Consider the following 24015-nt stretch of genomic DNA (forward strand, 5'->3'; position numbering starts at 1 on the left):
ACCTATATATGGAGAAAGCAGTTCTAAGGAGATTGTATGAGCGCTAATTTAACTGATTTTGTCACGAAAACAATAGAGGAAATGAACTCGTTTGATCGTGAAAATATGGAATGTATGAAAAAACTAATTAGAAAAGCAATTGATTTTTATCATCTAAAGTCTTATGAAGAAGTTGAGGAAACCCATTCAGGAAATGTTCGATTTTTGCATGTCCACTCTATGATGGAAGAAAATATGTTATCCAAAATGATAGTGGTCACAAGAAACGGTAAAACTGATTTGGATATTGAAGGTGTATATGAAGGATATGTTGTAAGAGAATATTAATGAGACGAAATCACAAATAGAATATGCCAATTTTTTTGCTCAGGAGATGTATTAGATATGAAAAAGTCTAAGGGTTCTATTGAATCAGAGATCAGTAAGTCCATCACTCAATGGGAGAAGGATTATCTTGGGCGGGGGTCTGTATCTGTTAAGACTGATATACTGCGGGACATGATCATCGTCAATTTAAAAGGGATTTTAACACCAGCCGAATATGTAGTTTGTGGATCAAAAGAGGGTATGTTATCTATCAAACAAACTCGTTCGGAGTTAGTCGAATCAGGTATAGAAGGCCTTAAGGATATTATCTTAAAAATAACCGGAGAAAAAGTGAAAAGTTTTCATACTGATTTAAGTTCCCGGACAGGTGAACGAGTGATGGTGTTTAAATTATGTAATGATCTGGAGAAAAATTTGGAAAAGATCTTATAATCTAAAGAAAATAAATGTTTTGACGGTATGGAATTTGTTGTGAATTGAACATAAAGAACTGCCGATTCTTTTGTTTTACAATTATGGTATCATTGATAACTTTTATTCATATCCTAAGCGGACATAAAGAGATGTCAATTCATAGTACACTGTTGTGTTATTCCTGTCGAAAGATCTAACATCCGCTGTTGTTATGAGCGGATGTTTTTTACATCTAAATTTGCTGCTGGTGATTAGTCACTTGAACAATATTAAATTCATTTTAATTGAAAACATCCTTGTCACCTGCCGGGTTCCCCCAAGTGTTTAGTGACATGATTATGAGACCAATTTCGTAAAGCTTGATGATAAATTTAAGCGGTGAACAAAATTGATATGCTGTCTTCAGTTTCATTTCACGGAATTAGTCAGAGATAAACCTTTAATTAAAAATATCCAAAAAACGGATTGACATATCGGAATATAACGATATAATAATCGATATGGAACCAATTGAAGTATTCAAAGCCTTATCAAATGAATCAAGGCTGCAAATTTTACAATGGCTGAAGGAGCCCGATCGTCATTTTGCACCCCATGAAGGGATTGATATGAACACAATCGGGGTATGTGTCAGTCAAATAACAGACAAATTGAAAATGACGCAATCGACAGCTTCTCAATATCTTATCATCCTTTTAAGAGCCGGCTTGATTAAGGCGGAGCGTATTGGAAAGTACACATATTACAAAAGAGATGAAGAAGCCATTGGGAAACTTGCTGACTTTCTTAAAACAGAGATATAAAAATAAACATCAAAAGATGTTTATTTTTACACCATACATATCGACATATTACGATGTGTTTATTTTTTATAATAACATATCGATAATTCGTGATATGTTTATTGATAATTAAGGAGTGAATGTTTTATGTCTAACACTTGGAAAATTTATATTTTAGCCATTGTCAGCTTTTTAGTTGGAACCTCAGAGTACATCATTTCGGGAATTTTGGATCAAATTGCTCATACTCTCGGGATCACTTTAGCTGCCGCGGGCCAGCTTATTACCATTTTCTCACTTGTATATGCTCTTTCTACACCCATACTTATGGCGTTGACAGCAAGTATGGATAGACGCAAATTGATGATGTATGCCCTAGGTTTGTTTGTGTTCGGTAATGTCCTGGCTTTTGTACTGCCTGGTTATGGATGGTTTATTGCAGCGCGGATCATTATGGCGATGGGAGCAGGTGTGGTTGTTGTCACCGCATTAACGATTGCCGCTAAGATTGCATCGGAAGGGAAGCAGGGAAGTGCCATCGCTACGGTCGTGATGGGATTTACCGCTTCTTTAATCATTGGTGTTCCGCTTGGAAGAATGATAGCAGTAGCATTAGGCTGGAAGTCTGTATTTGGAGCAATTGCTTTGTTGGGATTGATCGCAATGGTCGTTATTTTCTTTACTCTTCCGCATACTGAAGGGGATAAGCCTGTGCCTTTGCTTCAACAGCTTGCTCTTTTCAAAAAACGGAAAGTGGCTATGGGATTATCAATCACTTTCTTCTGGCTCGGGGGATATTCTGTTGCTTACACTTATTTGTCACCGTATCTCTTGAACATCTCAGGTATAAACGGCAAGTTGCTTAGCGGTGTTTTGCTTATATTTGGAATTGCCAGTTTGGTTGGATCAAAGTTTGGGGGATATAGCACCGATAAATGGGGAGTACCCTTTACACTCGTTGGTGGGATGACGTTGCATATCGTCACACTGATTCTTCTGTCACTTGTTACTCATTCCTATATCGGAGTGTTGGTGATTCTCATATTATGGTCGTTTGCCGCATGGTCCACCGGTCCGACACAGCAATTTCACCTGGCTACAATAGAACCGGAAATGTCTGGTGTTTTGCTTAGCATGAATCAGTCAATGATGCAATTCGCCATGGCGGTCGGCGCAGGAATAGGAGGGGTTTTTGTGGAAAACATATCATTGGCCTCGATTACCTGGGTTGGTGCGTTAGGGGTTATGATTGCCATTATTGCATCATTGCTGATTTTCAATTCGCAACCGAAACAAGCGCTAAAAGATATCAATCAATAATTTCGAAAGATCTAACATCCGCTCGTTATACAAGCGGGTGTTTTTTTATAGGCTCAAGTAGAAGGCACACTGAAGCTGAAAGGGATTTTTGCCGACGGAGAGCAGAAGCACAGCAAGTTATAATATACTAGGAAGGGAAATAACGGTATGGCAGAAGGGTTCTAGCGCTTCTCGCCTGTAAGATCATTACTTTGAGGATGTGTCATCGTGAATCAAAAGACGTACATTGAAATGAGCAGGACATCGCAGTACATCAACAAAATGAGAGAGTATTCAGTGCTAATTGATGGGGCTGAGATGGGAACTATCAAAGATGGAGGAAGGCTGCGAATTGATTTACCGCCTGGTGAGCATGTTATTCAAGTGAAGATTGCTTGGTGTACAAGCCCAACTTTGAGGTTTACTTTAGCGGAAGGAGAAGTGTTGAAGTTTAGATGCGGAAGTCCGCTTCGAGGTTGGAAGTTGCTTTTGGCACTTTTTTCTGTTTTGGGCCGTCCTGAAAATTATCTGTTTATCGAGCAGGAAGAAGAGAAAAAGCTTTGTGGTGACTTTGTTGTGTGAATAAATAGGAATAAATAGATTAAATACCCCTGAATTATGTTTTGTGAAAGATTGATATAAGCGGTAGCCTTCTCAATGTCGTTCTCGGTTGGAGAAGGCTGCGTATAAGAAATTCTCGGACTTTGCGGATAGACCTTCCGATTTCAGGATTAATGTCTTCTGGGTGGATGAGTCCGATTTCATCATAGTATCGCAGTGTTTTTGTTGATACTTTGCATATCTTTGAAAATTCGCCGATCGATAGCCGAGTGATCACCTCTATGCTCCAAATGTACACCTTTCCGTAAGGGCAAAGTCAAATGTGAAAATAAAACTGTTCCAAAGTTAATCAGAAATTTATTTTCATATTGTATCCTTTCAGTATCACGTGAAAGGAGCATCATATGAAAACATTATGGAAAGTCCTAAAAATTGTTTTTGTCAGCTTGGCTGCTTTGGTTTTGCTTGTATCCGTCTCGGTATTTATTTATCACCATTTCCAGCTAAATAAGGAGGCGGCACTGCTGAAAGATAAAGGCACAGTAGTCGATGTTGACGGTAAAAAGATGAATGTGTATCAAGAGGGAAGCGGGAAGGATACGTTTGTGTTTATGTCCGGTTCGGGGATTGCTGCGCCTGCTTATGAAATGAAGGGGCTGTACAGCAAGTTTTCAAAAGAAAATAAGATTGCTGTTGTAGATCGGGCAGGTTATGGATACAGTGAAGTGTCTCACGATGACAGAGATATTGATACGGTATTGGAACAGACGAGGAAAGCGCTTATGAAAAGCGGAAATAAGCCTCCTTATATTTTAATGCCTCATTCGATATCCGGGATTGAAGCGATGTATTGGGCACAGAAATATCCTAAGGAAATCAAGGCCATTATTGCGATGGATATTGGATTGCCCCAGCAGTACGTCACGTATAAATTGAGCGGAGTTGACCGATTGAAAGTGAGAGGGTTCCACCTGTTAACCTCGATTGGTTTTCATCGGTTTATGCCTTCCGCTGTATATAATCCTGAGGTGATTCGGCAGTCGTTTTTAACTGATGAAGAAAAAGAAATCTATAAAGCCATTAACTTTAAGCAATTTTTTAATGCAGATATGGAGCATGAGCTTTTACAGTCTTACCAAAACGGCAGCAAATCTGTGAATCTGCCGGCGCCAAAGGAAACTCCCGTCTTGATTTTAGATGCGGTCTCTGACCAAAATAGACATTCAAAGTATGCTATACAAAACCGAAAAGACTATGAAGCGTTTGCGGCTCAATTCAATACTGCCGATATAAAGGAACTGAGGGGAACACACAGTATTTATTTATATCAGCCTGATCAAATATATAAACTGTCCATGGAGTTTATGAGAAAGGTTCGCTAGGATGAAGGGATATCATATTTTAATCGTGGAAGACGATGTGATGATTGGTGAATTGCTGCAAAAGATTTTGCAGCGTGAGGGATATCGTGTGATATGGAAAACAGATGGAGCGGATGTGCTTTCGGTGATTCAGAAGGTGGATTTGGTCATTATGGATGTGATGCTGCCGGGTGAAGACGGGTATCAAATGTCTGCAAAAATCAAAGAGCTGGGGCTGGGCATTCCGGTAATTTTTCTTTCGGCCCGTAATGATATGGACAGCAAGCTTCAAGGTTTACAGATCGGCGAGGATTATATGGTAAAGCCCTTTGATCCGAGAGAGCTGCTATTAAGAATGCGGAATATGCTTGAGCATCATTATGGCACCTTTACGCAAATCAAACATTTGTATATTGATGCGGTAACGAAAAAAGTGTTCAATGAAAGCCTGCATGATGAGGTATTGTTTACTGCGATTGAGCGGAAAATTTTCTTTTATTTATATGAAAATAGAGACAGTATCCTGACAAAGGAACATTTCTTTGAATATCTATGGCAGCTCGAAGATAGAAACCCGAATATTGTCAATGTGCATATTAAAAAAATCAGAGCTAAAATCAATGATCAAGCGGGTGAGATGATTGAAAATATATATGGAGAAGGGTATCGGCTGAATACCGTTGTGAAGAAATGAAGCTCAAGACAAAATATCAGTTGTTATTGTTTACGGCTGTCATTAGTGTTCCGATGCTGTTGCTGGCGGTCAGTGTTTTGATGTCTGTTATTTATGACAGCATGTTTAAACCGATGAATCATGGTATGCCCTTTCACAGGTCGTTTGCGTACCCGGCAATGATCGTTGTATTTTTGATATCGCTCTTATTGTTAGCTTTTTTATTTTCAAAGTCGATTCATTCTCTGTTGCATAAAATCAATCTATTAAATCAAACCATTCGGCATTTGGCGAGTGATCAAAGGGTGCCCGATAAAATTGAAGTGAAGCGTGCTGATGAAATCGGGGAACTGATCAAGTCGGTCAATTTGTTAATTGAACGGACGACATATCGTGAACTGGAGCTGAGACAGCAAGAGGAAATCAAAAAGGAGCTTTTGCAAAAACTGCGGCATGACATTAATACACCTTTAACGGCTCTCAGGTTGCATTTATTTTATTTGGAAGACCAATGTCATGGTCAGGCTGTATTCGAATCATTGTATCAGCAAATCGAATATATCTCGGAATTAACCAATGAATTCAATCTATATTCCGCTGAGACGCTGGAAAGCTCTTATATTGTAAATGAAGAAGTGCGTCTAAACGAGCTATTAGAAACAGCGGTGAAAAAGTGGGATTATTTATACAGTATGAGTGGGATTGAGCTGCACTATAAGCCGGCAGATCAAGATGTGATATGGATGAGCAACGCGTTATGGATGGAAAGGCTGTTTGATAATATTTTTCAAAATACGTTAAAGCATTCAAAAGCTGAAAAGATGGAAGTCACGATTGAACATGGCGATGTTTTTATTCGTGATGACGGTATTGGATTTGACCGGAATGAGGGCAGTGAGGGACTTGGGTTAAAGATTATTGAGGATACATGCAGGCTGCTTGCGATTACTTATGAGCTGCATACAAATGATAACGGAACGGGGTTCTTGTTTTCAAAAGAGTGACCCCGCTGATGTTTTTCTTTCTCCTATAAAATTTATATAATAGGGAGAAAGAAATGGGGTGAACATCATATGTTTAAAAAAATCATCAAAACGATTAAGTACCTCTCAAGCAGTTCTAGTGACCGATATCGCAGACACCGGCATTACAGCAGCAGCCGGCGCAGACATTATCGCAGCTACAGCAGCAGCTCGGGCAAAAGAAGACACTACGACCGTTATGGCGGCAGTCATCGTTACAAACGCCGGAGCTACAGCAGCAGTTAATCCAAAAAAGTTCTTGTTCCGCTTTTGGGACAAGGGTTTTTTTATGTGACCGATTGAATGGCCCGGTTTAGATCCTCGCGAATGGAAGCGGTGTGCTGATACTCTTCCTCGATGCCCAATAATCTTTTCAGCAGCAGGGTTACTTCCTTTGTCAGTGTTAATTCCTCCAGCCAAGTGCCGTTTTTCTTCTTTTTTCCTTTATATTGAGAGTACAGCAGAAATAACAGCGTTTCTCCGAGATCGAAGAAGTCATCCTGTTTTCGTACCTTTATTTCCTCCATTTCTTCAGGAGTCAATTGTTTGGCAAGGCCGAAATCGATGAGGCAGAGCCTGCCGTCATTGATGATGATATTAGGCGTTCTGATGTCGCTGTGGAAGATAAGGCGATCATGCAGGTATTCTATAATCTCAAGCAGCTGCGAAATCAGTTGTAACGCCATAAGCTCTGTGAACGGCTGTTTTCGAAAAAATAATAATTCTTCTATATTCTCTCCCTCAATGAACTGCATGACATAATAAGCCTGTCCGTCTATGATGAACTCATCTATGAAGCCCGGAATTTGCGGGTGGTGAATACTTTTGAGCAGTTTTATTTCCTGTTGGAATCGGACTCTCTCTTTTTCCTTTTTCGCTTTTGTCGGCCGAAGCTGTTTTAAGACATAAGGTGTTTGAGTTAGGATATCGGTGCACAAATAAACCAAACCGTAGCCTCCCATACCAAGGCACTCTTCGATTTTGTATTGATGATTTAAGATAACGCCGTTCTTTAGAGGGCGGTCAAATAGCAGTTTTTTTAGAAGTTTTAATGCCATGTCTGCACTTCCCTTGGTTGTACTGACTATAGTTTACCTTCTAGACGGAGAATAAAAAAGAGCCGGATAACCGGCTCGGTATAAGTTAAAACTGCTTTGTCACGTCGTATTCATAATCTATTTTTGCTTTTACGTTGCTCATCGTCGATCTGGCTGTCGCTAATGTATTATATTTAAAACTCCATACCTTTGCCACACTGAGTTGATCTGACAAAGAGATATCATAAGACCCTGAAGTCGAGCTGTTTACAAGAGCACGGCGCCATTCGTTGTTTTCACTCGTCATGATCAGGTGGCGTGTATTTCCCTGGCTTGGTGTTTGAGTGGCGGTTGTCTGAACTCTGGTTACAATGGCATCACGCGGTATCCCAGATTGGTTTGTTAAATCAACCTTGATCACGCTGGAGTCAGAACCTGAGGGGCTAAGGCTTGTATTTCCTTTATTTTCAGCAACGCCGCTGAATTGGAACGTTCCGCTGCCTGATTTGATTCGGTCTTCAATTGAAAGCGTAAAGTACATGTTTCCAGTATAGGTGCCTCGTGACACTTTCACATAAAAGGTATCTGTCGTGTTTTGGGCGTCTGCATTTGCATAAATAAAAGAAGAGAACGTATTAGGGTTAATGACTTCTGTCCCTTGAGAAACAGGTATTCTATTCTTATCATAAATTTCAATTTTCATCCCTGTATACGCGCTCTGGTATGTACTCCTCACGTATACTTTTTCTCCCTTATTAGCCGTAAAAGTGAAATAGGCTTCATCTTGACCAGCTTCCAGTATTGTTGTATCGATATTTTTATATTTCCAATAACCGATCGGCATTGCGGTATCAAATGAATTGTTTCCTGTGATAGCAGTGACTCCGACAGCTGATGCCGAATACGTAAAGGTGAATAAGACAGACAGCATAACAGCGAATGGAATAAGCCATTTTTTCACCATGCAAACAACCTCCTTTTATTTCCATCATACATAATAACGATTTAGGTGTAAATAAATGTTTTTTGAGGTTAATATATACATTATCTTTGCCGATAAAAAAGAATAAGAGAGAATACTCGGGAGGGAATTCAATGCGTCTGAATCGGCAATTTATCCGCACTCAGCTGATGGCACAGAACATATTGAGCAAGAATGCGCCTGCCAAACGGGAGAATGCGACTGAAAATCCAGCGGCAGTTCTGGAAAAGGCATACAGCAGGCTTAAGTCACAATCTTCAACTGGGGGAATCAATCAGTTCAATTATTCTAAAACCAGCGTGTCGGGAAACAGCGGGGCGTTCAGCAAAGTGTATCAATCAGCGAATGATCGAACAGTGACAGACACAGGGGAAGAAACAGTGATTCAATCCCAAAACCCCTATGAATCTGAGAGTGATATCAGAATCAAAATACTAGATGAAAAATACAGCAGGATGAATGCGATTAATAAAACAAAGTCTGATCCATTAGGCTATATTAAGGATAAGTACCAAAATTCAAAGTCTCCTTATTTCAGAAGTGATCTGTCAGCTGCAGAAAGACAGGCCGCTTACGATAATGAAACAGAATGGTTATTCAAAGGGAAGGCGCAAAACTATAACCTTCAGGATGCTGCGTTTCGGAATGTCACATTTCATGGGGAAGTGGAAGCTGAGAATGAAAAGGTGTATCAGCGGGGACAGGTTAACCAGCAGCTGCAAGTGCTGTTGAATCGAAACCATATTTATATTCCAGAGGGGACAGAGCTGACGTTTACAATCACACCGATTGACTATCAGGTGCGGGTGAGCGGGACAGACGATCAGGATCTGATCAAGCAAATTGAGCAAGTGCTGCAATCTGGAGACAACAGCAAAGAACTATTTTTGCACATCATGAAAAGCCAAAGCAGTGATTCAGCACAATTTTCCGAAGAGGCCTATCAAAAGTATCAGGCTGCTCGTGAGATGTACGAAGTTACAGGCTACCATTTAAAGGATTTAGAAGTGATTGATGGGCGGTATGTCAGGCCTGATGGACGTGACTTATTAGACGTCTATAAAGAAGAACTTGAAAAAGATCCAGTGCAGAAACAAACGGCTTCTTATGCTATATCTTACTATCGTTCAGAGCTCAGTAAAATCGCGGAAGCCGGGTATAATGCCATTCCGGAATTCATCCTATCAATTGATTACAGCAATGGATCTCTGAGAGATGTGGGACAAAGGAAGAGCTATGGGACCGGAGATACCGGGTGGCTTGAAGCATTAAAGCGTCAAACGGGTGTGAATTATTAGGTAAGCTGTTCATGTAGAACAGCTTATTTTTTATGAGAATCTAAGGGGTGTATTAATTTCAATATTCAAATAATTTTATTATTTTTATATAAAAGATTTTAAAAGAAGTGAACGATTCAAAACTCTGAACAAAGGTGTTTACCTGAAAAAAACAATTGTATTTTCCAGAGAAATTTATTATGATGAAATAAGTAATTTAGGAGATTATATAACAATTTTAAGTTTGAATTTTCTGATTGTTATCGCTGATTCATGTGAAGGCAAGCAGGTCTGCTGTTTTCTCATTTATGTTAGGAGGAGGAAGAGGAGTGGCAAATAAAGAATTAAAGAGGGGCCTGGGCGCGCGCCATATTCAGATGATCGCCTTGGGCGGTACAATCGGTGTTGGCTTGTTTATGGGTTCTGCCAGCACGATTTCATGGACTGGCCCATCTGTCCTTCTGGCTTATGCAATATGCGGAATTTTTATCTTTTTTATTATGCGTGCGATGGGTGAAATGCTGTATGTCGAGCCGAGCACAGGCTCTTTTGCGACGTTCGGCCATCAATATATTCATCCGATGGCAGGTTATATAACAGCATGGAGCAACTGGTTCCAGTGGATTATCGTCGGCATGTCAGAAATTATCGCTGTCGGTTCTTATATGAAGTATTGGTTCCCGGATTTGCCTGCTTGGATACCTGGTATCGTGGCAATGGTGATTCTTGGTGCGGCGAATTTAATTTCTGTTAAGTCGTTTGGGGAATTTGAGTTTTGGTTTGCGATGATTAAAATCGTGACGATTATCTTGATGATTATTGCGGGAATCGGAATTATTTTCTTCGGTTTTGGCAATGGCGGAGATGCGATCGGTTTGTCGAACCTGTGGTCTCACGGGGGCTTCTTTGCAGGAGGTTTCTCAGGTTTCTTCTTTGCACTGTCTCTTGTCATTGCGGCCTATCAAGGAGTTGAGCTGATCGGGATTACAGCGGGTGAAGCAAAGGATCCGCAAAACACGCTAAGAAATGCGATTCAAAGTATTATCTGGCGTATTTTGATTTTCTACATTGGCGCTATTTTTGTGATCGTGACGGTGTATCCTTGGGATGAGCTCAACTCACTCGGAAGTCCGTTTGTGTCTACGTTCTCGAAAATCGGGATTACGGCAGCGGCCGGCATTATTAACTTTGTCGTGATTACTGCGGCAATGTCCGGCTGTAACAGCGGTATTTTCAGCGCGGGCCGCATGCTGTATACACTGGGTGTCAATGGACAAGCACCGAAATTCTTTAAGAAGATTTCACGCAATGGTGTGCCGCTGTATGGCACAATTGCGGTGCTGATCGGTTTGGCTGTCGGTGTTGTACTGAACTATATCGCGCCGCCGAAGATCTTTGTCTATGTATACAGCGCAAGCGTGCTCCCAGGGATGATTCCTTGGTTTATCATTTTGATCAGCCATATCGGATTCAGAAAAGCGAAGGGTGCTGCATTAGATAAACATCCATTCAAAATGCCGTTTGCTCCTTTTACTAACTATTTGACGATTGCTTTCTTGCTGATGGTTCTGGTTGGCATGTGGTTTAACGATGATACTCGTATCTCTCTGATTGTAGGCGTAATTTTCTTAGCGCTTGTGGTCATTAGTTATTATGTGTTTGGGATTGGCAAACGCACGCAGGCCAATTTGACAAAAAGCGAACAAGCAGCTGAATAACGATAAAAAAGAGACATTCACGGATGTCTCTTTTTTTATTTTTCGCGTATGGATTTTCCCTATTTTAGCAAGCTATAGGGTAAAGATAGCAGAAGGAAAGGTGTTCATAAAATGGATGTTACACTCGGTTATTTGCGCGAATCACTTTCGAATCATCTAGAAAATGAAGTCTGCCAGCGTATTTGCAAGAAGATGCTGGCGAAGCGTTATGCAAATGAAGAGGAATTTGTAAAAGACTTAGATGATAATGAAATGTCTTTTTTGAACCATGTATTAGAAAAAGAAATTAAGTATGCCCAGAATGAACAGGATCAAAAACGGGCCAAGGAATTAAACGAGGTGTATGAATTACTGCTTTGAGAAAGGCGGGTAAGAAATGGGAGCAATTGAACGAAGCGGATATACATTTCAGCCGGAGTTTAGCGTTGTCCGTCAAAACGGAGCCATCCATGTGTACCATCAAGGAGAATTTGTGGAAGAAATCGAATTTGAATTTAACGGGGAATATCCCGATCATGATTTGATTGAAGAGCTTGTGAATCATTATTGTTTTGAGCATGAGATTTAGAGCCCTGCCGTGCAGGGCTCTTTTATTTAGGATGTGATCAGGCCATACTTTTTAAGGATATCCACGGTGATGTTTTTGGCTTTTGTGCCGGAATCATCGACATTGGTGACAAAGACATAAGAGCCATGCTCTGTTTTGATGAATCCGACAAACCATCCTAATCCCATATCTGTCAGGCGAGTTCCGGTTTTCCCGTAGAGCGTGTAATGATCGCCTTCCTCTTGAATCATCATGCGCTTGACGGTTTTCATTACCGGCTTGTCAAATGGAAGCTCCTCGTTAGCCAGTTTCTCCAAAAAAGTTTCTTGTTCCAGCGGAGATATTGTGAGCGAGCTTTGCAGCCAAAACTGGTCGATTCCCCCGCTGATATCCTCGTTGCCGTAAGATAGAGTATGAAGCCATGTTTTCATTCTTTCCTCGCCGATATCTCTCGCTAATGCCTGATAATACCAGATTGCGGATTCGCGCATGGCCGAGCCAAGCGTATGGTCGCGGTTCCATGATTCGAATTCACGCTTGACCCCGTCCCATCGTTTAACATCGTATTCATCTCTTACAGCTTTGACCTGCAAACCGATTAAAGCGTTCACGACTTTAAAGGTGGATTGCGGAGTTTGTCTTTGATTTGCCCGTTTTCTGTTATAGACAAATGTCTGATCCTTTTGTAAATCGTGAAGAATGAAGGTTCCATCCGTATCCATGAATTCGTCATCGACATTCATTCTGCTGACATTCAAGTGTTTTTCATGAGCAGATGATGCTGCGTGGACGGAGAAGCCGCCGATTCCTGCAATACTCAGCACAAGCACAACATATATCCATTTTTTCATTTTGTTCTCCCCTTTGTTTTGATTAACTACCTTTTCTCTCTTTCGTTTGTTCTTCCTTTAAAAAATAATCAAAAAGCGCTTAAATTTGGTTTTGTAAACAAATACTGTTACTGGGTTTATAGTCGGAAGATAACGTGAAAATAGAGGGTAAAAAGGAAGGCAGGGTAAGCGGATGAATGAGCAGATTCCACATGACAAAAGTCTCGATAACAGTCTGACACTGCTGAAGGAAGGGTATTTATTTATTAAAAACAGAACAGAGCGCTACAATTCAGATCTGTTTCAGGCCCGTTTGTTGGGAAAAAACTTTATTTGCATGACTGGCGCTGAGGCGGCGAAGGTGTTTTATGATACGGATCGATTCCAGCGGCAGAACGCTTTGCCTAAGCGGGTGCAGAAATCGCTGTTTGGTGTTAATGCGATTCAGGGAATGGATGGCAGCGCGCATATCCATCGGAAGATGCTTTTTCTATCATTAATGACACCGCCGCATCAAAAACGTTTGGCTGAGTTGATGACAGAGGAGTGGAGAGCAGCAGTCACAAGATGGGAGAAGGCAGATGAGGTTGTGTTATTTGAAGAAGCAAAAGAAATCCTGTGCCGGGTAGCGTGCTATTGGGCAGGTGTTCCGTTGAAGGAAACGGAAGTCAAAGAGAGAGCGGATGACTTCATTGACATGGTCGACGCGTTCGGTGCTGTGGGACCGCGGCATTGGAAGGGAAGAAGAGCAAGGCCGCGTGCGGAAGAGTGGATTGAAGTCATGATTGAAGATGCTCGTGCCGGCTTGCTGAAAACGACTCCCGGAACAGCGCTGCATGAAATGGCTTTTCACACACAAGAAGATGGAAGCCAGCTGGATTCCCGCATGGCAGCCATTGAGCTGATTAATGTATTGCGGCCTATTGTCGCCATTTCTTACTTTCTGGTGTTTTCAGCTTTGGCGCTTCATGAGCATCCGAAGTATAAGGAATGGCTGCGGTCTGGAAACAGCCGGGAAAGAGAAATGTTTGTGCAGGAGGTCCGCAGATATTATCCGTTCGGCCCGTTTTTAGGGGCGCTTGTCAAAAAAGATTTTGTATGGAATAACTGTGAGTTTAAAAAGGGCACATCGGTGCTGCTTGATGTATATGGAACGAACCACGACCCTCGTCTATGGGATCATCCCGATGAATTCCGGCCGGAACGATTTGCGGAGCGGGAAGAAAATCCGTTTGATATGATTCCTCAAGGCGGGGGGCACGCCGAGAAAGGCCACCGCTGTCCAGGGGAAGGCATTACAATTGAAGTCATGAAAGCGAGCCTGGATTTCCTCGTCCATCAGATTGAATACGATGTTCCGGAACAATCACTGCATTACAGTCTCGCCAGAATGCCGTCATTGCCTGAAAGCGGCTTCGTAATGAGCGGAATCAGACGAAAAAGTTAAATTAAAAAGCTCTCTTCCTTTATCGAAGAGAGCTTTTTGATTACTTCTTTTTTTCATCGTAGTATTGGACGGGATACATGGAGCCTTCTGATACCATTTTGTTGTCCTCGATATCTTGCGGGTCCGGGTGGCCGGCTTTATCAACTGGGAACGTTTCCATGTCTGGCTGTTTTGTTATTTTCATCTTCATGCTGTGAATGAATTCTCTTGCCTTTTGGCGATTTGACGGGTCTTTTAATAGATAAGAAGTGATGCCGACAGTTGAAACAGCGAGACCTGAAAGTAACAGCTTTTGTTTCATGGTGATACTCCTTTCTATTTTAAGAATAGTGTTTCCTGTATCATTCCCGTTTTGGAAATTGCTAAACCTGTTGTGTTTTTATCATTGGAATTAACAGTAAATTCCATTTAAGAAGAAACTAGTGACTTCATTCCTGTATTGGAAGGTAATATACATTGACTTATTATAGATTTCAGTCAAAATTCGATAAATATTGACAAAGTAAAGTAATCAGAATAATAATATAATTAGCAAGAGAATGTCATCATACATGAAAGGTGTTTACGATATGAATCAATTGCATCGAAGAATGGGAACGTTTTCCCTCATGATGGTCGGGCTCGGGTCGATGATCGGTTCAGGCTGGCTGTTCGGGGCTTGGCGTGCGGCTCAAATAGCAGGACCAGCTGCTATTATTTCATGGGTTATTGGAATGGTCGTCATTTTATTTATTGCTCTTTCTTATAGTGAACTAGGTTCTATGTTCCCTGAAGCGGGGGGAATGGTAAAATATACGCAATATTCACACGGTTCGTTTATCGGTTTTATTGCGGGCTGGGCCAACTGGATTGCGATTGTGTCCGTCATTCCGGTTGAAGCGGTGGCCTCCGTTCAATATATGAGTTCTTGGCCATGGGAATGGGCGAAATGGACAAGCGGTTTGGTGAAGAATGGAACGCTGACTGGGGAAGGACTAGCATTTGCCTCTGTATTGCTTCTCATTTATTTTCTGCTGAACTATTGGACAGTCAATCTATTTTCGAAAGCGAATTCATTAATTACGATTTTTAAAATTATTATTCCGGGTCTTACGATTGGAGCTTTGCTGTTTGTCGGATTCCACGGAGAAAACTTTACTGGCGGTCAAAGCATTGCGCCGAATGGCTGGGCAAGTGTGCTGACGGCGGTTGCCACTTCTGGTATCGTTTTTGCGTTTAACGGTTTCCAAAGCCCGATTAATATGGCGGGTGAAGCAAAAAATCCGGGGAAATCAATCCCGATTGCGGTTGTTGGCTCTCTTTTCGTTGCGACAGTGATTTATGTCCTGCTGCAGATCGCCTTCATTGGAGCTGTGAATCCTTCTGATATTGCTCACGGCTGGAGCCATCTGAATTTTAATTCTCCTTTTGCTGATCTGGCGATTGCGCTGAATATTAACTGGCTAGTTATTGTGTTATATGCAGATGCATTTGTATCACCGTCTGGAACGGGGATTACGTATACGGCGACAACGTCCCGAATGATTTACGGAATGGAAAAAAACAAATACATGCCGAGTATATTCGGGAAGCTTCATCCGATTTACGGCGTTCCGCGACAAGCAATGTTCTTTAACTTGATTGTGTCGTTCATCTTTTTGTTCCTGTTCAGAGGGTGGGGCGTATTAGCGGAAATTATTTCCGTTGCTACGTTAATTTCTTATATCACCGGCCCGATCACAGTTATGACATTGAGACGGACGGGGAAAGACCTGTACAGGCCTCTTCGTTTAAAAGGCTTAAACGTGATTGCGCCGCTTGGATTTATCTTTGCGTCACTGGTGCTGTATTGGGCGCGCTGGCCGTTAACAGGGCAGGTTCTGTTTATTATCCTGATCGGTCTTCCGATTTATTTCTATTATCAGGCGAAGGCGAAATGGAAAGGGTTTGGCCGGAACTTTAAAGCCGGCGTCTGGATGGTGTTTTATCTGCTGGCCATGATGGTCATTTCTTATTTGGGCAGTGATAAATTCGGCGGCCTGAATGTCATTCATTATGGCTGGGATATGGTTCTGATTGCGATGGTATCACTTGTATTCTATGTGTGGGCGCTGAAGAGCGGCTACCAGACAGAATACTTAAAGGATGCGAAAGAGATAAATTCTCAGCTGCTTAATGGACAGTCAGAAGCTGCTGCCGGAAAAGAATAAAATAAATAAGAAAACCTTGCGATAGTTGTCGCAAGGTTTTTTGCTTTTAATAACCCTTTTTTACTTTGTGGAAAAGATCAGGATAGTTGGTGAACACTCCTGTTACGCCCCAATCAAGCAGGCGATGCATATCAGCTTCATTATTGACTGTGTAAGGATGAAGCAGGAGGCCGTGGCTGCGGATCATACGGACGTTTTCTTGATTTAAAGCTTTATAATCCGGGCCCGCACCGACAGCGTATGTTTTGATTTCTTCCAGGGCAGCATCTGTCATTGACGCCATTTGTTTGGCTTCCAGCAATTGAACGGTCGGCAGGTTTGGCTGTAATTGATGGATTTTTACCAGGCTTTCTTTGCTGAACGATTGAATGATCACCTGGCCTGGCTTAGAATGCTTCCCCAGTAATTTATGTTTCTGCAAAGAAGCGATCAGTTTTTCTTCCATACCTGGGTAGGTGTCAGGCGATTTTGTTTCAATATAGTAGTTCGCGTGCTTTCCGAAACGGTCTAATACCTCTTCTAATGTAGGAACTTTAAGGCCGACGTACTGCGGCTTTGCTTTTTCCGGATAGGCTTCATTAAACCAAGAACCGGCGTCAAGCTTCTTAATGTCTGCGAGCGTATGGTCTTTCACCCAGCCCGTTCCGGTTGTGGTGCGGTCCAGTTTTTCGTCATGCATGACAATCAATTTCCCGTCTTTTGTCATTTGCAGATCCAATTCAATATAATCAGCCTTCATTTTCTGAGCGGTTTCGTAAGACAGAATCGTGTGCTCAGGCACATATCCAGAAGCCCCTCTGTGCGCGACGGTCAGGATACGGTCAGGTGACAGCAGGTTTCCTTTTGACGCTGCCGACACTGGCGTTACCATAAATGAGAGTAAGCCCAGCGACAGAACAAACAAGGCCAGTATTCTATTTTTTCTCATGATTTCTCCTCCTTATAGATAAGCACTACCTGTCTTTCATATTAAAAAACGGATGTAAACGGCGTGTTGGAAAACTATTAATCTTTTATGTGTCTTTCTTAAACATGCTCTGCCCGTTTTCCTGTATTCCACGTCAAAGCCAAGAAGACGATGGCAAGAATGCAGGAAGAGATCAGCATGATAAAGCCGCCGTTCCAATTAAAGCGGTCAACGACAAAGCCCATAATGGCATTTGCGAAAGCGGATCCGCCGATGTATCCGAAAAATCCGGTCAAACCGGCTGCAGTTCCGGCTGCTTTTTTCGGTGCAAGATCAATTGCTTGAAGGCCGATCAGCATAACAGGTCCGTAGATTAAGAAGCCAATGCTGATCAGGGCGATATTGTCCACGAGCGGATTGCCGGCCGGATTTAGCCAGTACACCAATACGGAAATGAAAACACCCGCCATAAACAAAACGCCTGCCGGTGCCCGGCGGCTTTTGAAGAATCGGTCACTGATCCAGCCGCACAAGATCGTTCCCGGTATGCCTGCGTATTCGTAAAGAAAATACGACCAGCGTGAGTCTTCAGGAGAAAAGCCTTTGGCTTCTGTTAAGTAAGTAGGCGCCCAGTCAACCACGCCGTATCGCACGAAATAAACAAATACATTGGCAAAAGCGATGTACCAAAGAAATTTGTTGTTCAACACATATTGAAAAAGAATTTCTTTTGTTGTTAATTCTTTTTCCTGATTTTTAAAAGCGTGTTTTGGATAGTCATTCCGATACTCTTCAATTGGCGGGAGTCCGCAGGATTGAGGCGTATCACGAACCAATAAAACAATTAAAAATGAAATGATAATGGCGATGATGGCAGGGAAGAAAAACACGCTTTTCCAAGTGACGAACATCGCGATCCCAAGAGTCACAAGCGGAGCAAGAATACCGCCCCCTATGTTATGGGCGACATTCCAGATCGACATTTTTGTGCCGCGTTCACTTATGGAGAACCAATGGGCCATCGTCCTGCCGCATGGCGGCCAGCCCATTCCTTGAAACCATCCGTTGATAAACATAAAAATAAACATGATGGTGACGCTCGAAGTCACCCAAGGCATTGAAACGAATAGAATATTAACGATTGCTGATAAAAATAGGCCTGTCGCCAGAAAATATCTCGGATTACAGCGGTCAGACACCATTCCCATGATGAATTTGCTGAAGCCGTACGCAATGGACACAGCGGCCAGCACCAAACCCAGTTCTGTTTTCGAAAATCCCTGTTCCTGCAGATAAGGAATGGCAAAGGCAAAGTTTTTCCGCAGCAGGTAGTAGCCTGCGTAGCCAATGAAAATACCAATGAATACTTGCAGTCTGAGCCGTTTGTATGCCGCATCCATCTTTGAATCATCCAGTCTCTCAATATGAGGAGCCGGTTTAAATATATTAAGCATTAAAATTATCCCCCTTTGCTGTTTGTGCTGGATGTGTGGCGTGCCTCCTTTCCCGAAAAACAAAAAGAGCCAGAAAACACCCCTTGTCAAAAGGGGTTGGATTCCTGGCTCTCCTCATCTCCATCCAAGCTATTAACTTATCATGATAGCGCTTTCTTAAATTATCATAGTCCGGAGCGAATGTAAACGGGTAATTTTCAAATTGGGCCTTAGGGAAGTGAATATTATCCTTTTACTAAATGCAGTTATGTTTTTTTACTAGTAACATAAAAATCTGGAGGGAGGCTGTTTAAAGATGGATGAATTAGATATCGCATTCTTTATTTTACCGTTAGGAATTATGCTGCTATCGATTGTCGGGACCTGTATTTGTAAAAACCCGTATCTGATGCCAATGCTTAGTTTGGTGATTTCTCTTGTGCTCACCTTTACCATTTTTAATGAATCATTTTTGGGATGGGCTGTTGTCTATAGTTTGGTTTCTCTGGCTTTATCTTATATCACATTGATTGTAGAAAGGAAAAGGAAGGAATCAGAAAATTAAAAAGACCTCACTTTCTAATATATCGTTGACTAAAGCAACTATATGTGATTATAATTGCCTTAGTCAACAATATTAGAAAGTGGGGATTGATTTGAAAACAAGAGAATCATCTGTCGGGTTAAAATTCAGAAAGTTCAATCGATTTTATACAAACGTCCTTGGTTTCCTTAATGAGCACATTTACGACAGCCCGTTTTCCTTAACAGAAACACGGATTTTATTTGAGATTTATAATACGCCTAATTGTACGGCAAAAGCTCTTCAGGATAAGCTGGGGCTTGACCGAGGATATGTCAGCAGGATTGTGAAGCAGTTTGAAAAAGAAGATTTGGTCTATAAACAGAGGAGCAAAGATGACGCCCGCCACCATTACATTTTTGTCACAGAAACAGGAAAAACGATTTATAAAAAGCTGGAGGAGAAAGCCAACGAACAAGTAGAACTGATGCTGAATGAAATCAACCAAAAGGAGCAGCACAAGCTTGCCGAGGCGATGGCAGAGATTGAAGCGATTCTTTCACAGTCGCTTTCTGCCAGAGCATCAGAGATATCGATTAGAGATTATTTTCTTTCGGAGGATCTTCAACTCCTTATTGAGAAACAAAGACAATTTTACGCGGAGGCTCACGGTTGGGATGACACGTTTTTAGCTTATCTTCAGGAGACATTTGACGCTGACATTGAAAAAATATGGATTGCAGAAAGCGGCGGGAAATTTGCCGGCTCTGTCGGGTTGGTCAAGCACGATAAAAAGACAGTCCAGCTCAGATGGTTTCTGGTTGATGCAGATTTTCGGGGCAGGGGGCTTGGCACGCAATTGCTTGAGCTTCTGGTTGCATACTGCCAAGACATGAAGTTTGACCGCATTTTCCTTTGGACGGTGAGCACCATGGCTGAGGCTCGCCCGCTCTATGAAAAATTTGGATTCAGGATAAGTGAAGTAAAACAAGAAGCGCCATTATGGGGACAGCAGCTGACAGAAGAACGGTGGGATTTGGAGCTGTCATGAAAAGACTGCATTATGCTTGGATCATCGTCTCCATCACCTTCTTGATCTTATTGGCGGTTCAGGGGGTGCGGCTGTCGTTTGGTGCGTTTGTGGAGCCGTGGGAACGGCAGTTTTCAATGGATAGAAGCACCATCTCGCTGATTTCGACGGTGAGTTTTATTGTTTATGGCATATCACAGCCTGTGATCGGTCGGCTTGTGGACAAATGGGGTGCCCGGGCTGTTTTGGCATGGAGTGCGTTACTGACAGGAGTCAGCATTTTCTTAACATACCTTGTGACTTCGCCTTGGCAGCTGTTTTTGCTTTATGGGCTGGGTGTCTCGCTTGGAGTGGGCGGAGCATCGAATGTGGCGGCAAGTGTATTAGTCGTCAATTGGTTCAGCAAAAAGCGGGGACTAGCCTTTGGGATCATGGAAGCAGGCTTTGGCGCGGGGCAAATGCTTCTCGTTCCCGGCTCACTCATGTTGATCCATTGGTTTAGCTGGAAGCTGACGGTTGTGGTGTTGGGACTGCTGTTAATCTTGATTGTCTTTCCGGCTGCGCTGCTGATGCTGCGGAACAATCCTTCAGAAAAGAATACAGAGCCGATAGGCGGACTGGCTGCATCAGAAAAAGAAACAGCACCCAAAACAACAGCTCTTTCAGTGGCCGGGATGTTTCGTATGAGGCAATTCTGGTTCTTGATTTTTCCGTTTTTGATCTGTGGTTTTACGACCGTGGGGCTGATGGATACCCATTTGATTCCGTTTTCTCATGATCATGGCTTTTCAACGACAATCACGAGTGCTGCTGTCAGTCTGCTGGCAGGCTTTAATATTGCTGGCATCTTGCTGTCCGGAATTGTAGCGGATCGGTGGAGCAGCCGGAAAATCCTGTGCTTTTTATATGCGGTGCGGGCGCTGTCGATCGTGATTCTTATTTACAGCCACGAGCCCTACTTGCTTTTAGCCTTTGCGATTTTGTTTGGATTAGTGGACTTTGCAACGGTAGCACCGACTCAAATACTCGCCACCCGGTACTTTCAAAACTACTCGATCGGCCTCATGATTGGCTGGCTGTCACTCGCCCATCAGATCGGATCGGCACTAGGTGCGTATGTGCCCGGCGTCATCTACACGGTAACGGGTGAGTATACACTGGCTTTTTATTTGTCGATTGGAATGCTCGTGCTTGCGAGCGTAATGAATGTGATGCTGAGGGAGCCAGCGGCGGTTACGCGTGACAGTGCGGCTGTGGTAGACAAGTGATGAGGACAAAGGGAAAGCATCTCTGATTTGGGATTATTCAGAGATGCTTTTTTTGTATTTTTGTTCTAATACGAAGTCGATCATACCGACTATGCGGGCGTTTTCGGATTTTTGTTTGAAGCGTTCTGAACGATTATAAGCGTAAAACCTCAAACATCTATTGGGAAGTTGAGACTATTTAACATATTTTCATAGTTGATTTGTAACGCAGCGTGAGATGTCTGTCGTCTACCCATAAACTGTAATTTAGACATTAAGCATCCATTTTACATCCATTCTCCAACAGCTTCGATTTCGGTTTCATCTCCGAAATGTAGAGGCCTAAAAGCGTAAGGGCGCCTCCTAGAAGAGCGATCCATGTCATGTTTTCATGCAGGATCAGGACGGAGGCGGCGATTGTGATAACCGGGACCATGTATATATACGCACTGGATTTGACGGCTCCGAGCACGCCAACTGAATAATTCCAAGTAGCGAAGCACAGGGCCGAAGCGCCAATCCCTAAGAAAAGCATGTTGAGTATATTTGAAGCAGATGAAAATCGGCTTAGGTCAAAATGGAAGTCGAACAAAAATAAAGCGGGAACCATAAATAATAGGCCATACAAAAATACTCTCTGTGTCAGCTCGATGATGTGGTATTCGTAAGCGCTTAATTTTTTCATGAATATCGAGTATCCGCCAAACACGAGAGCAGCCCCGGCTGCCATGATGTCTCCGAGCGGATTTAGACGCAGTACCACATTGCCGTTGAACGTAATCAATAAAAGCCCGATCAGTGCCGAGACAAATCCAATCAAAAAAGTCAGACGCAGTTTTTCGCCTTCGAGCAGAAAATGGGCCAAAACCGCAGTGATCATCGGTATAATGGCCACGATCATGCCGACATTGGATGCGTATGTATAGGTGAGAGCTATATTTTCTAATAGAAAGTATAAGGTTACGCCAAATAAACCAGCCCCGGCAAATAACAGCTCCTGCCGCCAATTCCTGAACGGAATCATGTTGGGACGGACGAGGATAAGAGCGATAAAGCCCATCAAAAACCGATAAAATAATATTTCCATTGGAGAGAAGTCAGCCAGCAGAACTTTTGTCGAAATAAAGGTCGTCCCCCAAATCAGAATGGTCACAATGGCTGCGATATGCCCCGAAGTTTCTCTTTGTATGTTCATCTGTGAAGCTCCTTTTCAAAAATCTTCATGTATTGCTTCGGCGTCAGCCCCACCTGCCGTTTAAAAAACTTCGTCATATGACTCTGATCGCTGAATCCTGTCTGAAATGCCGCATCAATCGGCCTTACCCCTTGTTCAAGGAGTTTTTTGGCTTGATTAATCCGGATTGTTTCCATGTAGCTATTAGGGGTAATGCCTTTTTGTTTTGTAAATGAACGCAATAAATGATACTTGCTCCAGCCTGTTAATTCACTCAAATCATTGAGTGTAACATTTTCGGCATAATGCTCTTCTAAAAATTCACAAACCATTTTGACTTCGTCTGATGGTTCTGGAACGCTGCTAAGGAACGTGACATCTGAATAATGGCGGATCAGCTCCTCTAATAGATGAAGAAACAGCTCCTCCTTACGCAAAGCTTGTTTTTCCTCGGATATCAAAATATGCAATTCCTGCAGGCTGGCTGTCAGCTCATGGCGGAATAACACATGCTGGGAGAAATAAGGGAGATGCCCGGCGCCAGTAATCTCTTTCACCGCCTTCTCCATGATATCCGGCATGACATTGATACACCGATAATCAAGCGTCCGGCCGTCAATCTGTTCACAGCTATGCGTGTCACGGGGGTTAAAGAGGAGAAGATCACCTGGATTGATGATATATTCTTGATCCTGACAGGCCAGATATCGCTGCCCTTTTTCAATAAATCCAATCACATAATAATCGTGAAAGTGGTTCGGGAATTTTTGCATAATTCCCTTGAAGCGGTAGGCTTCTATATGAAGGTGTGGGTCAAGCTGCAGTGTGCGGGTTTCGTTTTGCATGGGATGCCTCCTGTCGGTGTGGTGGTCTTGAATTAAGTGTAGCATGATTTAGGGGGATTTCTTGTATGATGTTGCTGTTTAGGAATAGAGAAAGCAGACCGTTATTGGTCTGCTTTCTTTTCCATCAGTCATGAATAGGATTTGTGGTGCCCATCTCAACTAATGTAAACGTATACATATTAAGCTAATAGGCGGTCATCTAGATTTTTCCAACTCAACAGGGCTTTAAAATCTATGCTGACTTTCTATGTGAACGAATTCTGTCATCGGGTAGAAGAAAACAGGAGGTCAAAAATATACTCTTATGTACATTGATTTCACCTACGTTCGTTATAACTTAGTATTTTAAAATTAAACATCTGGTAAAGAAGTATATCGACACAAATTTTC

Annotated in this window: 25 protein-coding genes and 2 pseudogenes; 18 read left to right on the forward strand and 9 right to left on the reverse strand. The window is 42.4% G+C overall.

The annotated features are described in order from the left end of the window. Positions 1-36: 36 nt before the first annotated feature. The 5 genes from NSQ16_RS01170 to NSQ16_RS01190 all read left to right on the forward strand — a co-directional run bounded on the left by NSQ16_RS01170 (position 37) and on the right by NSQ16_RS01190 (position 3404). Entirely contained in the window at positions 37-327 is a 291-nt protein-coding gene (locus NSQ16_RS01170; RefSeq protein WP_014475635.1) for a DUF6407 family protein, read from the forward strand. Between the two features lie 57 nt (positions 328-384). Further along, a complete protein-coding gene (locus NSQ16_RS01175) occupies positions 385-759 on the forward strand; it encodes a DUF2294 domain-containing protein (RefSeq protein ID WP_003246482.1) in 375 nt (124 codons plus the stop codon). Between the two features lie 482 nt (positions 760-1241). Beyond that, complete coding sequence (locus tag NSQ16_RS01180; RefSeq protein WP_230488397.1) at positions 1242-1544, forward strand: metalloregulator ArsR/SmtB family transcription factor; 303 nt, start codon at positions 1242-1244, stop codon at positions 1542-1544. A gap of 126 nt (positions 1545-1670) precedes the next feature. Next, positions 1671-2843 carry an MFS transporter gene (locus tag NSQ16_RS01185; protein WP_029317261.1) on the forward strand — a complete coding sequence of 391 codons (1173 nt, stop codon included), beginning with the start codon at positions 1671-1673 and terminating at the stop codon, positions 2841-2843. 207 nt (positions 2844-3050) lie between these two features. Further along, positions 3051-3404: a hypothetical protein gene (locus tag NSQ16_RS01190; protein WP_029317260.1), complete on the forward strand. Its 354-nt coding sequence runs from the start codon at positions 3051-3053 to the stop codon at positions 3402-3404. Between the two features lie 106 nt (positions 3405-3510). Here the strand turns inward: NSQ16_RS01190 and NSQ16_RS01195 are convergent. Then, positions 3511-3657, reverse strand: a pseudogene (locus tag NSQ16_RS01195) (MerR family DNA-binding transcriptional regulator); the annotation flags it as partial. Positions 3658-3787: 130 nt separating this feature from the next. On the opposite strand from NSQ16_RS01195, the gene NSQ16_RS01200 reads away from it, so the two are divergent. From NSQ16_RS01200 to NSQ16_RS01215, 4 genes and pseudogenes are all read left to right on the forward strand, one after another. Next, complete coding sequence (locus tag NSQ16_RS01200; RefSeq protein WP_181216745.1) at positions 3788-4765, forward strand: alpha/beta hydrolase; 978 nt, start codon at positions 3788-3790, stop codon at positions 4763-4765. A 1-nt stretch (position 4766) separates the two neighbouring features. Further along, positions 4767-5438 carry a two-component system response regulator YbdJ gene (gene ybdJ, locus NSQ16_RS01205; protein ID WP_015252948.1) on the forward strand — a complete coding sequence of 224 codons (672 nt, stop codon included), beginning with the start codon at positions 4767-4769 and terminating at the stop codon, positions 5436-5438. Then, positions 5435-6421, forward strand: coding sequence for a two-component system sensor histidine kinase YbdK (gene ybdK, locus NSQ16_RS01210; RefSeq protein ID WP_230488396.1), 987 nt, complete (start codon positions 5435-5437; stop codon positions 6419-6421). The genes ybdJ and ybdK overlap by 4 nt, the downstream gene beginning before the upstream one ends. 58 nt (positions 6422-6479) lie before the next feature. Beyond that, a pseudogene (locus NSQ16_RS01215) lies at positions 6480-6742 on the forward strand (hypothetical protein). Here NSQ16_RS01215 and NSQ16_RS01220 read toward each other — a convergent pair. Both NSQ16_RS01220 and NSQ16_RS01225 read right to left on the reverse strand, forming a co-directional pair. Next, positions 6727-7497: a protein kinase gene (locus NSQ16_RS01220; RefSeq protein ID WP_230488395.1), complete on the reverse strand. Its 771-nt coding sequence runs from the start codon at positions 7495-7497 to the stop codon at positions 6727-6729. The pseudogene NSQ16_RS01215 and the gene NSQ16_RS01220 overlap by 16 nt on opposite strands. Positions 7498-7582: 85 nt before the next feature. Continuing rightward, positions 7583-8440: a hypothetical protein gene (locus NSQ16_RS01225; RefSeq protein ID WP_123374006.1), complete on the reverse strand. Its 858-nt coding sequence runs from the start codon at positions 8438-8440 to the stop codon at positions 7583-7585. Positions 8441-8571: 131 nt separating this feature from the next. Here NSQ16_RS01225 and NSQ16_RS01230 point away from each other — a divergent pair, with 131 nt between their 5' ends. The 4 genes from NSQ16_RS01230 to NSQ16_RS01245 all read left to right on the forward strand — a co-directional run bounded on the left by NSQ16_RS01230 (position 8572) and on the right by NSQ16_RS01245 (position 12021). Further along, complete coding sequence (locus tag NSQ16_RS01230) at positions 8572-9756, forward strand: DUF4885 domain-containing protein (protein WP_230488394.1); 1185 nt, start codon at positions 8572-8574, stop codon at positions 9754-9756. Positions 9757-10064: 308 nt separating this feature from the next. Further along, positions 10065-11453 (forward strand): amino acid permease, encoded by a 1389-nt coding sequence (locus NSQ16_RS01235; protein WP_015252942.1) that lies wholly within the window; start codon positions 10065-10067, stop codon positions 11451-11453. A gap of 111 nt (positions 11454-11564) precedes the next feature. Then, positions 11565-11813 carry a sigma-G-dependent sporulation-specific acid-soluble spore protein CsgA gene (gene csgA, locus NSQ16_RS01240; protein ID WP_003234887.1) on the forward strand — a complete coding sequence of 83 codons (249 nt, stop codon included), beginning with the start codon at positions 11565-11567 and terminating at the stop codon, positions 11811-11813. Positions 11814-11829: 16 nt separating this feature from the next. Further along, positions 11830-12021 (forward strand): DUF5370 family protein, encoded by a 192-nt coding sequence (locus tag NSQ16_RS01245; protein WP_003234886.1) that lies wholly within the window; start codon positions 11830-11832, stop codon positions 12019-12021. Positions 12022-12047: 26 nt separating this feature from the next. Here the strand turns inward: NSQ16_RS01245 and blaOXA are convergent, their stop codons facing one another. Then, complete coding sequence (gene blaOXA, locus NSQ16_RS01250; RefSeq protein WP_339175710.1) at positions 12048-12851, reverse strand: class D beta-lactamase; 804 nt, start codon at positions 12849-12851, stop codon at positions 12048-12050. Between the two features lie 172 nt (positions 12852-13023). On the opposite strand from blaOXA, the gene cypC reads away from it, so the two are divergent. Continuing rightward, the gene (gene cypC / locus NSQ16_RS01255) at positions 13024-14277 is read left to right on the forward strand and encodes a fatty-acid peroxygenase (RefSeq protein WP_124073468.1); all 1254 of its coding nucleotides are present in this window, start codon (positions 13024-13026) and stop codon (positions 14275-14277) included. Positions 14278-14317: 40 nt separating this feature from the next. Here the strand turns inward: cypC and NSQ16_RS01260 are convergent, their stop codons facing one another. Further along, positions 14318-14578: a hypothetical protein gene (locus NSQ16_RS01260; protein WP_003234883.1), complete on the reverse strand. Its 261-nt coding sequence runs from the start codon at positions 14576-14578 to the stop codon at positions 14318-14320. A gap of 268 nt (positions 14579-14846) precedes the next feature. Here NSQ16_RS01260 and NSQ16_RS01265 point away from each other — a divergent pair, with 268 nt between their 5' ends. Further along, positions 14847-16466: an APC family permease gene (locus NSQ16_RS01265; RefSeq protein WP_003246447.1), complete on the forward strand. Its 1620-nt coding sequence runs from the start codon at positions 14847-14849 to the stop codon at positions 16464-16466. A 46-nt stretch (positions 16467-16512) separates the two neighbouring features. Here NSQ16_RS01265 and NSQ16_RS01270 read toward each other — a convergent pair whose 3' ends face one another. Together NSQ16_RS01270 and glpT are read right to left on the reverse strand one after the other, a co-directional pair. Next, the gene (locus NSQ16_RS01270; protein WP_088325235.1) at positions 16513-17394 is read right to left on the reverse strand and encodes a glycerophosphodiester phosphodiesterase; all 882 of its coding nucleotides are present in this window, start codon (positions 17392-17394) and stop codon (positions 16513-16515) included. 98 nt (positions 17395-17492) lie between these two features. Continuing rightward, positions 17493-18827, reverse strand: coding sequence for a glycerol-3-phosphate transporter (gene glpT, locus NSQ16_RS01275; protein ID WP_088325236.1), 1335 nt, complete (start codon positions 18825-18827; stop codon positions 17493-17495). A 295-nt stretch (positions 18828-19122) separates the two neighbouring features. Here glpT and NSQ16_RS01280 point away from each other — a divergent pair, with 295 nt between their 5' ends. The 3 genes from NSQ16_RS01280 (at position 19123) to NSQ16_RS01290 (ending at position 21627) form a co-directional block, all read left to right on the forward strand. Continuing rightward, a complete protein-coding gene (locus NSQ16_RS01280) occupies positions 19123-19371 on the forward strand; it encodes a YbeF family protein (protein WP_029317253.1) in 249 nt (82 codons plus the stop codon). Between the two features lie 91 nt (positions 19372-19462). After that, positions 19463-20380, forward strand: coding sequence for a helix-turn-helix domain-containing GNAT family N-acetyltransferase (locus tag NSQ16_RS01285; RefSeq protein ID WP_230488393.1), 918 nt, complete (start codon positions 19463-19465; stop codon positions 20378-20380). Next, entirely contained in the window at positions 20377-21627 is a 1251-nt protein-coding gene (locus tag NSQ16_RS01290; protein ID WP_230488404.1) for an MFS transporter, read from the forward strand. The genes NSQ16_RS01285 and NSQ16_RS01290 overlap by 4 nt, the downstream gene beginning before the upstream one ends. Positions 21628-21880: 253 nt before the next feature. On the opposite strand, the gene NSQ16_RS01295 is transcribed toward NSQ16_RS01290, so the two are convergent. Together NSQ16_RS01295 and NSQ16_RS01300 are read right to left on the reverse strand one after the other, a co-directional pair. Continuing rightward, entirely contained in the window at positions 21881-22801 is a 921-nt protein-coding gene (locus tag NSQ16_RS01295) for a DMT family transporter (RefSeq protein WP_230488392.1), read from the reverse strand. Next, positions 22798-23625: an AraC family transcriptional regulator gene (locus NSQ16_RS01300; RefSeq protein ID WP_015382640.1), complete on the reverse strand. Its 828-nt coding sequence runs from the start codon at positions 23623-23625 to the stop codon at positions 22798-22800. The genes NSQ16_RS01295 and NSQ16_RS01300 overlap by 4 nt, the downstream gene beginning before the upstream one ends. Positions 23626-24015 lie beyond the last annotated feature (390 nt).

It is taken from the genome of Bacillus sp. PS108 (genome assembly GCF_037963335.1).
Lineage (GTDB): Bacteria > Bacillota > Bacilli > Bacillales > Bacillaceae > Bacillus > Bacillus subtilis.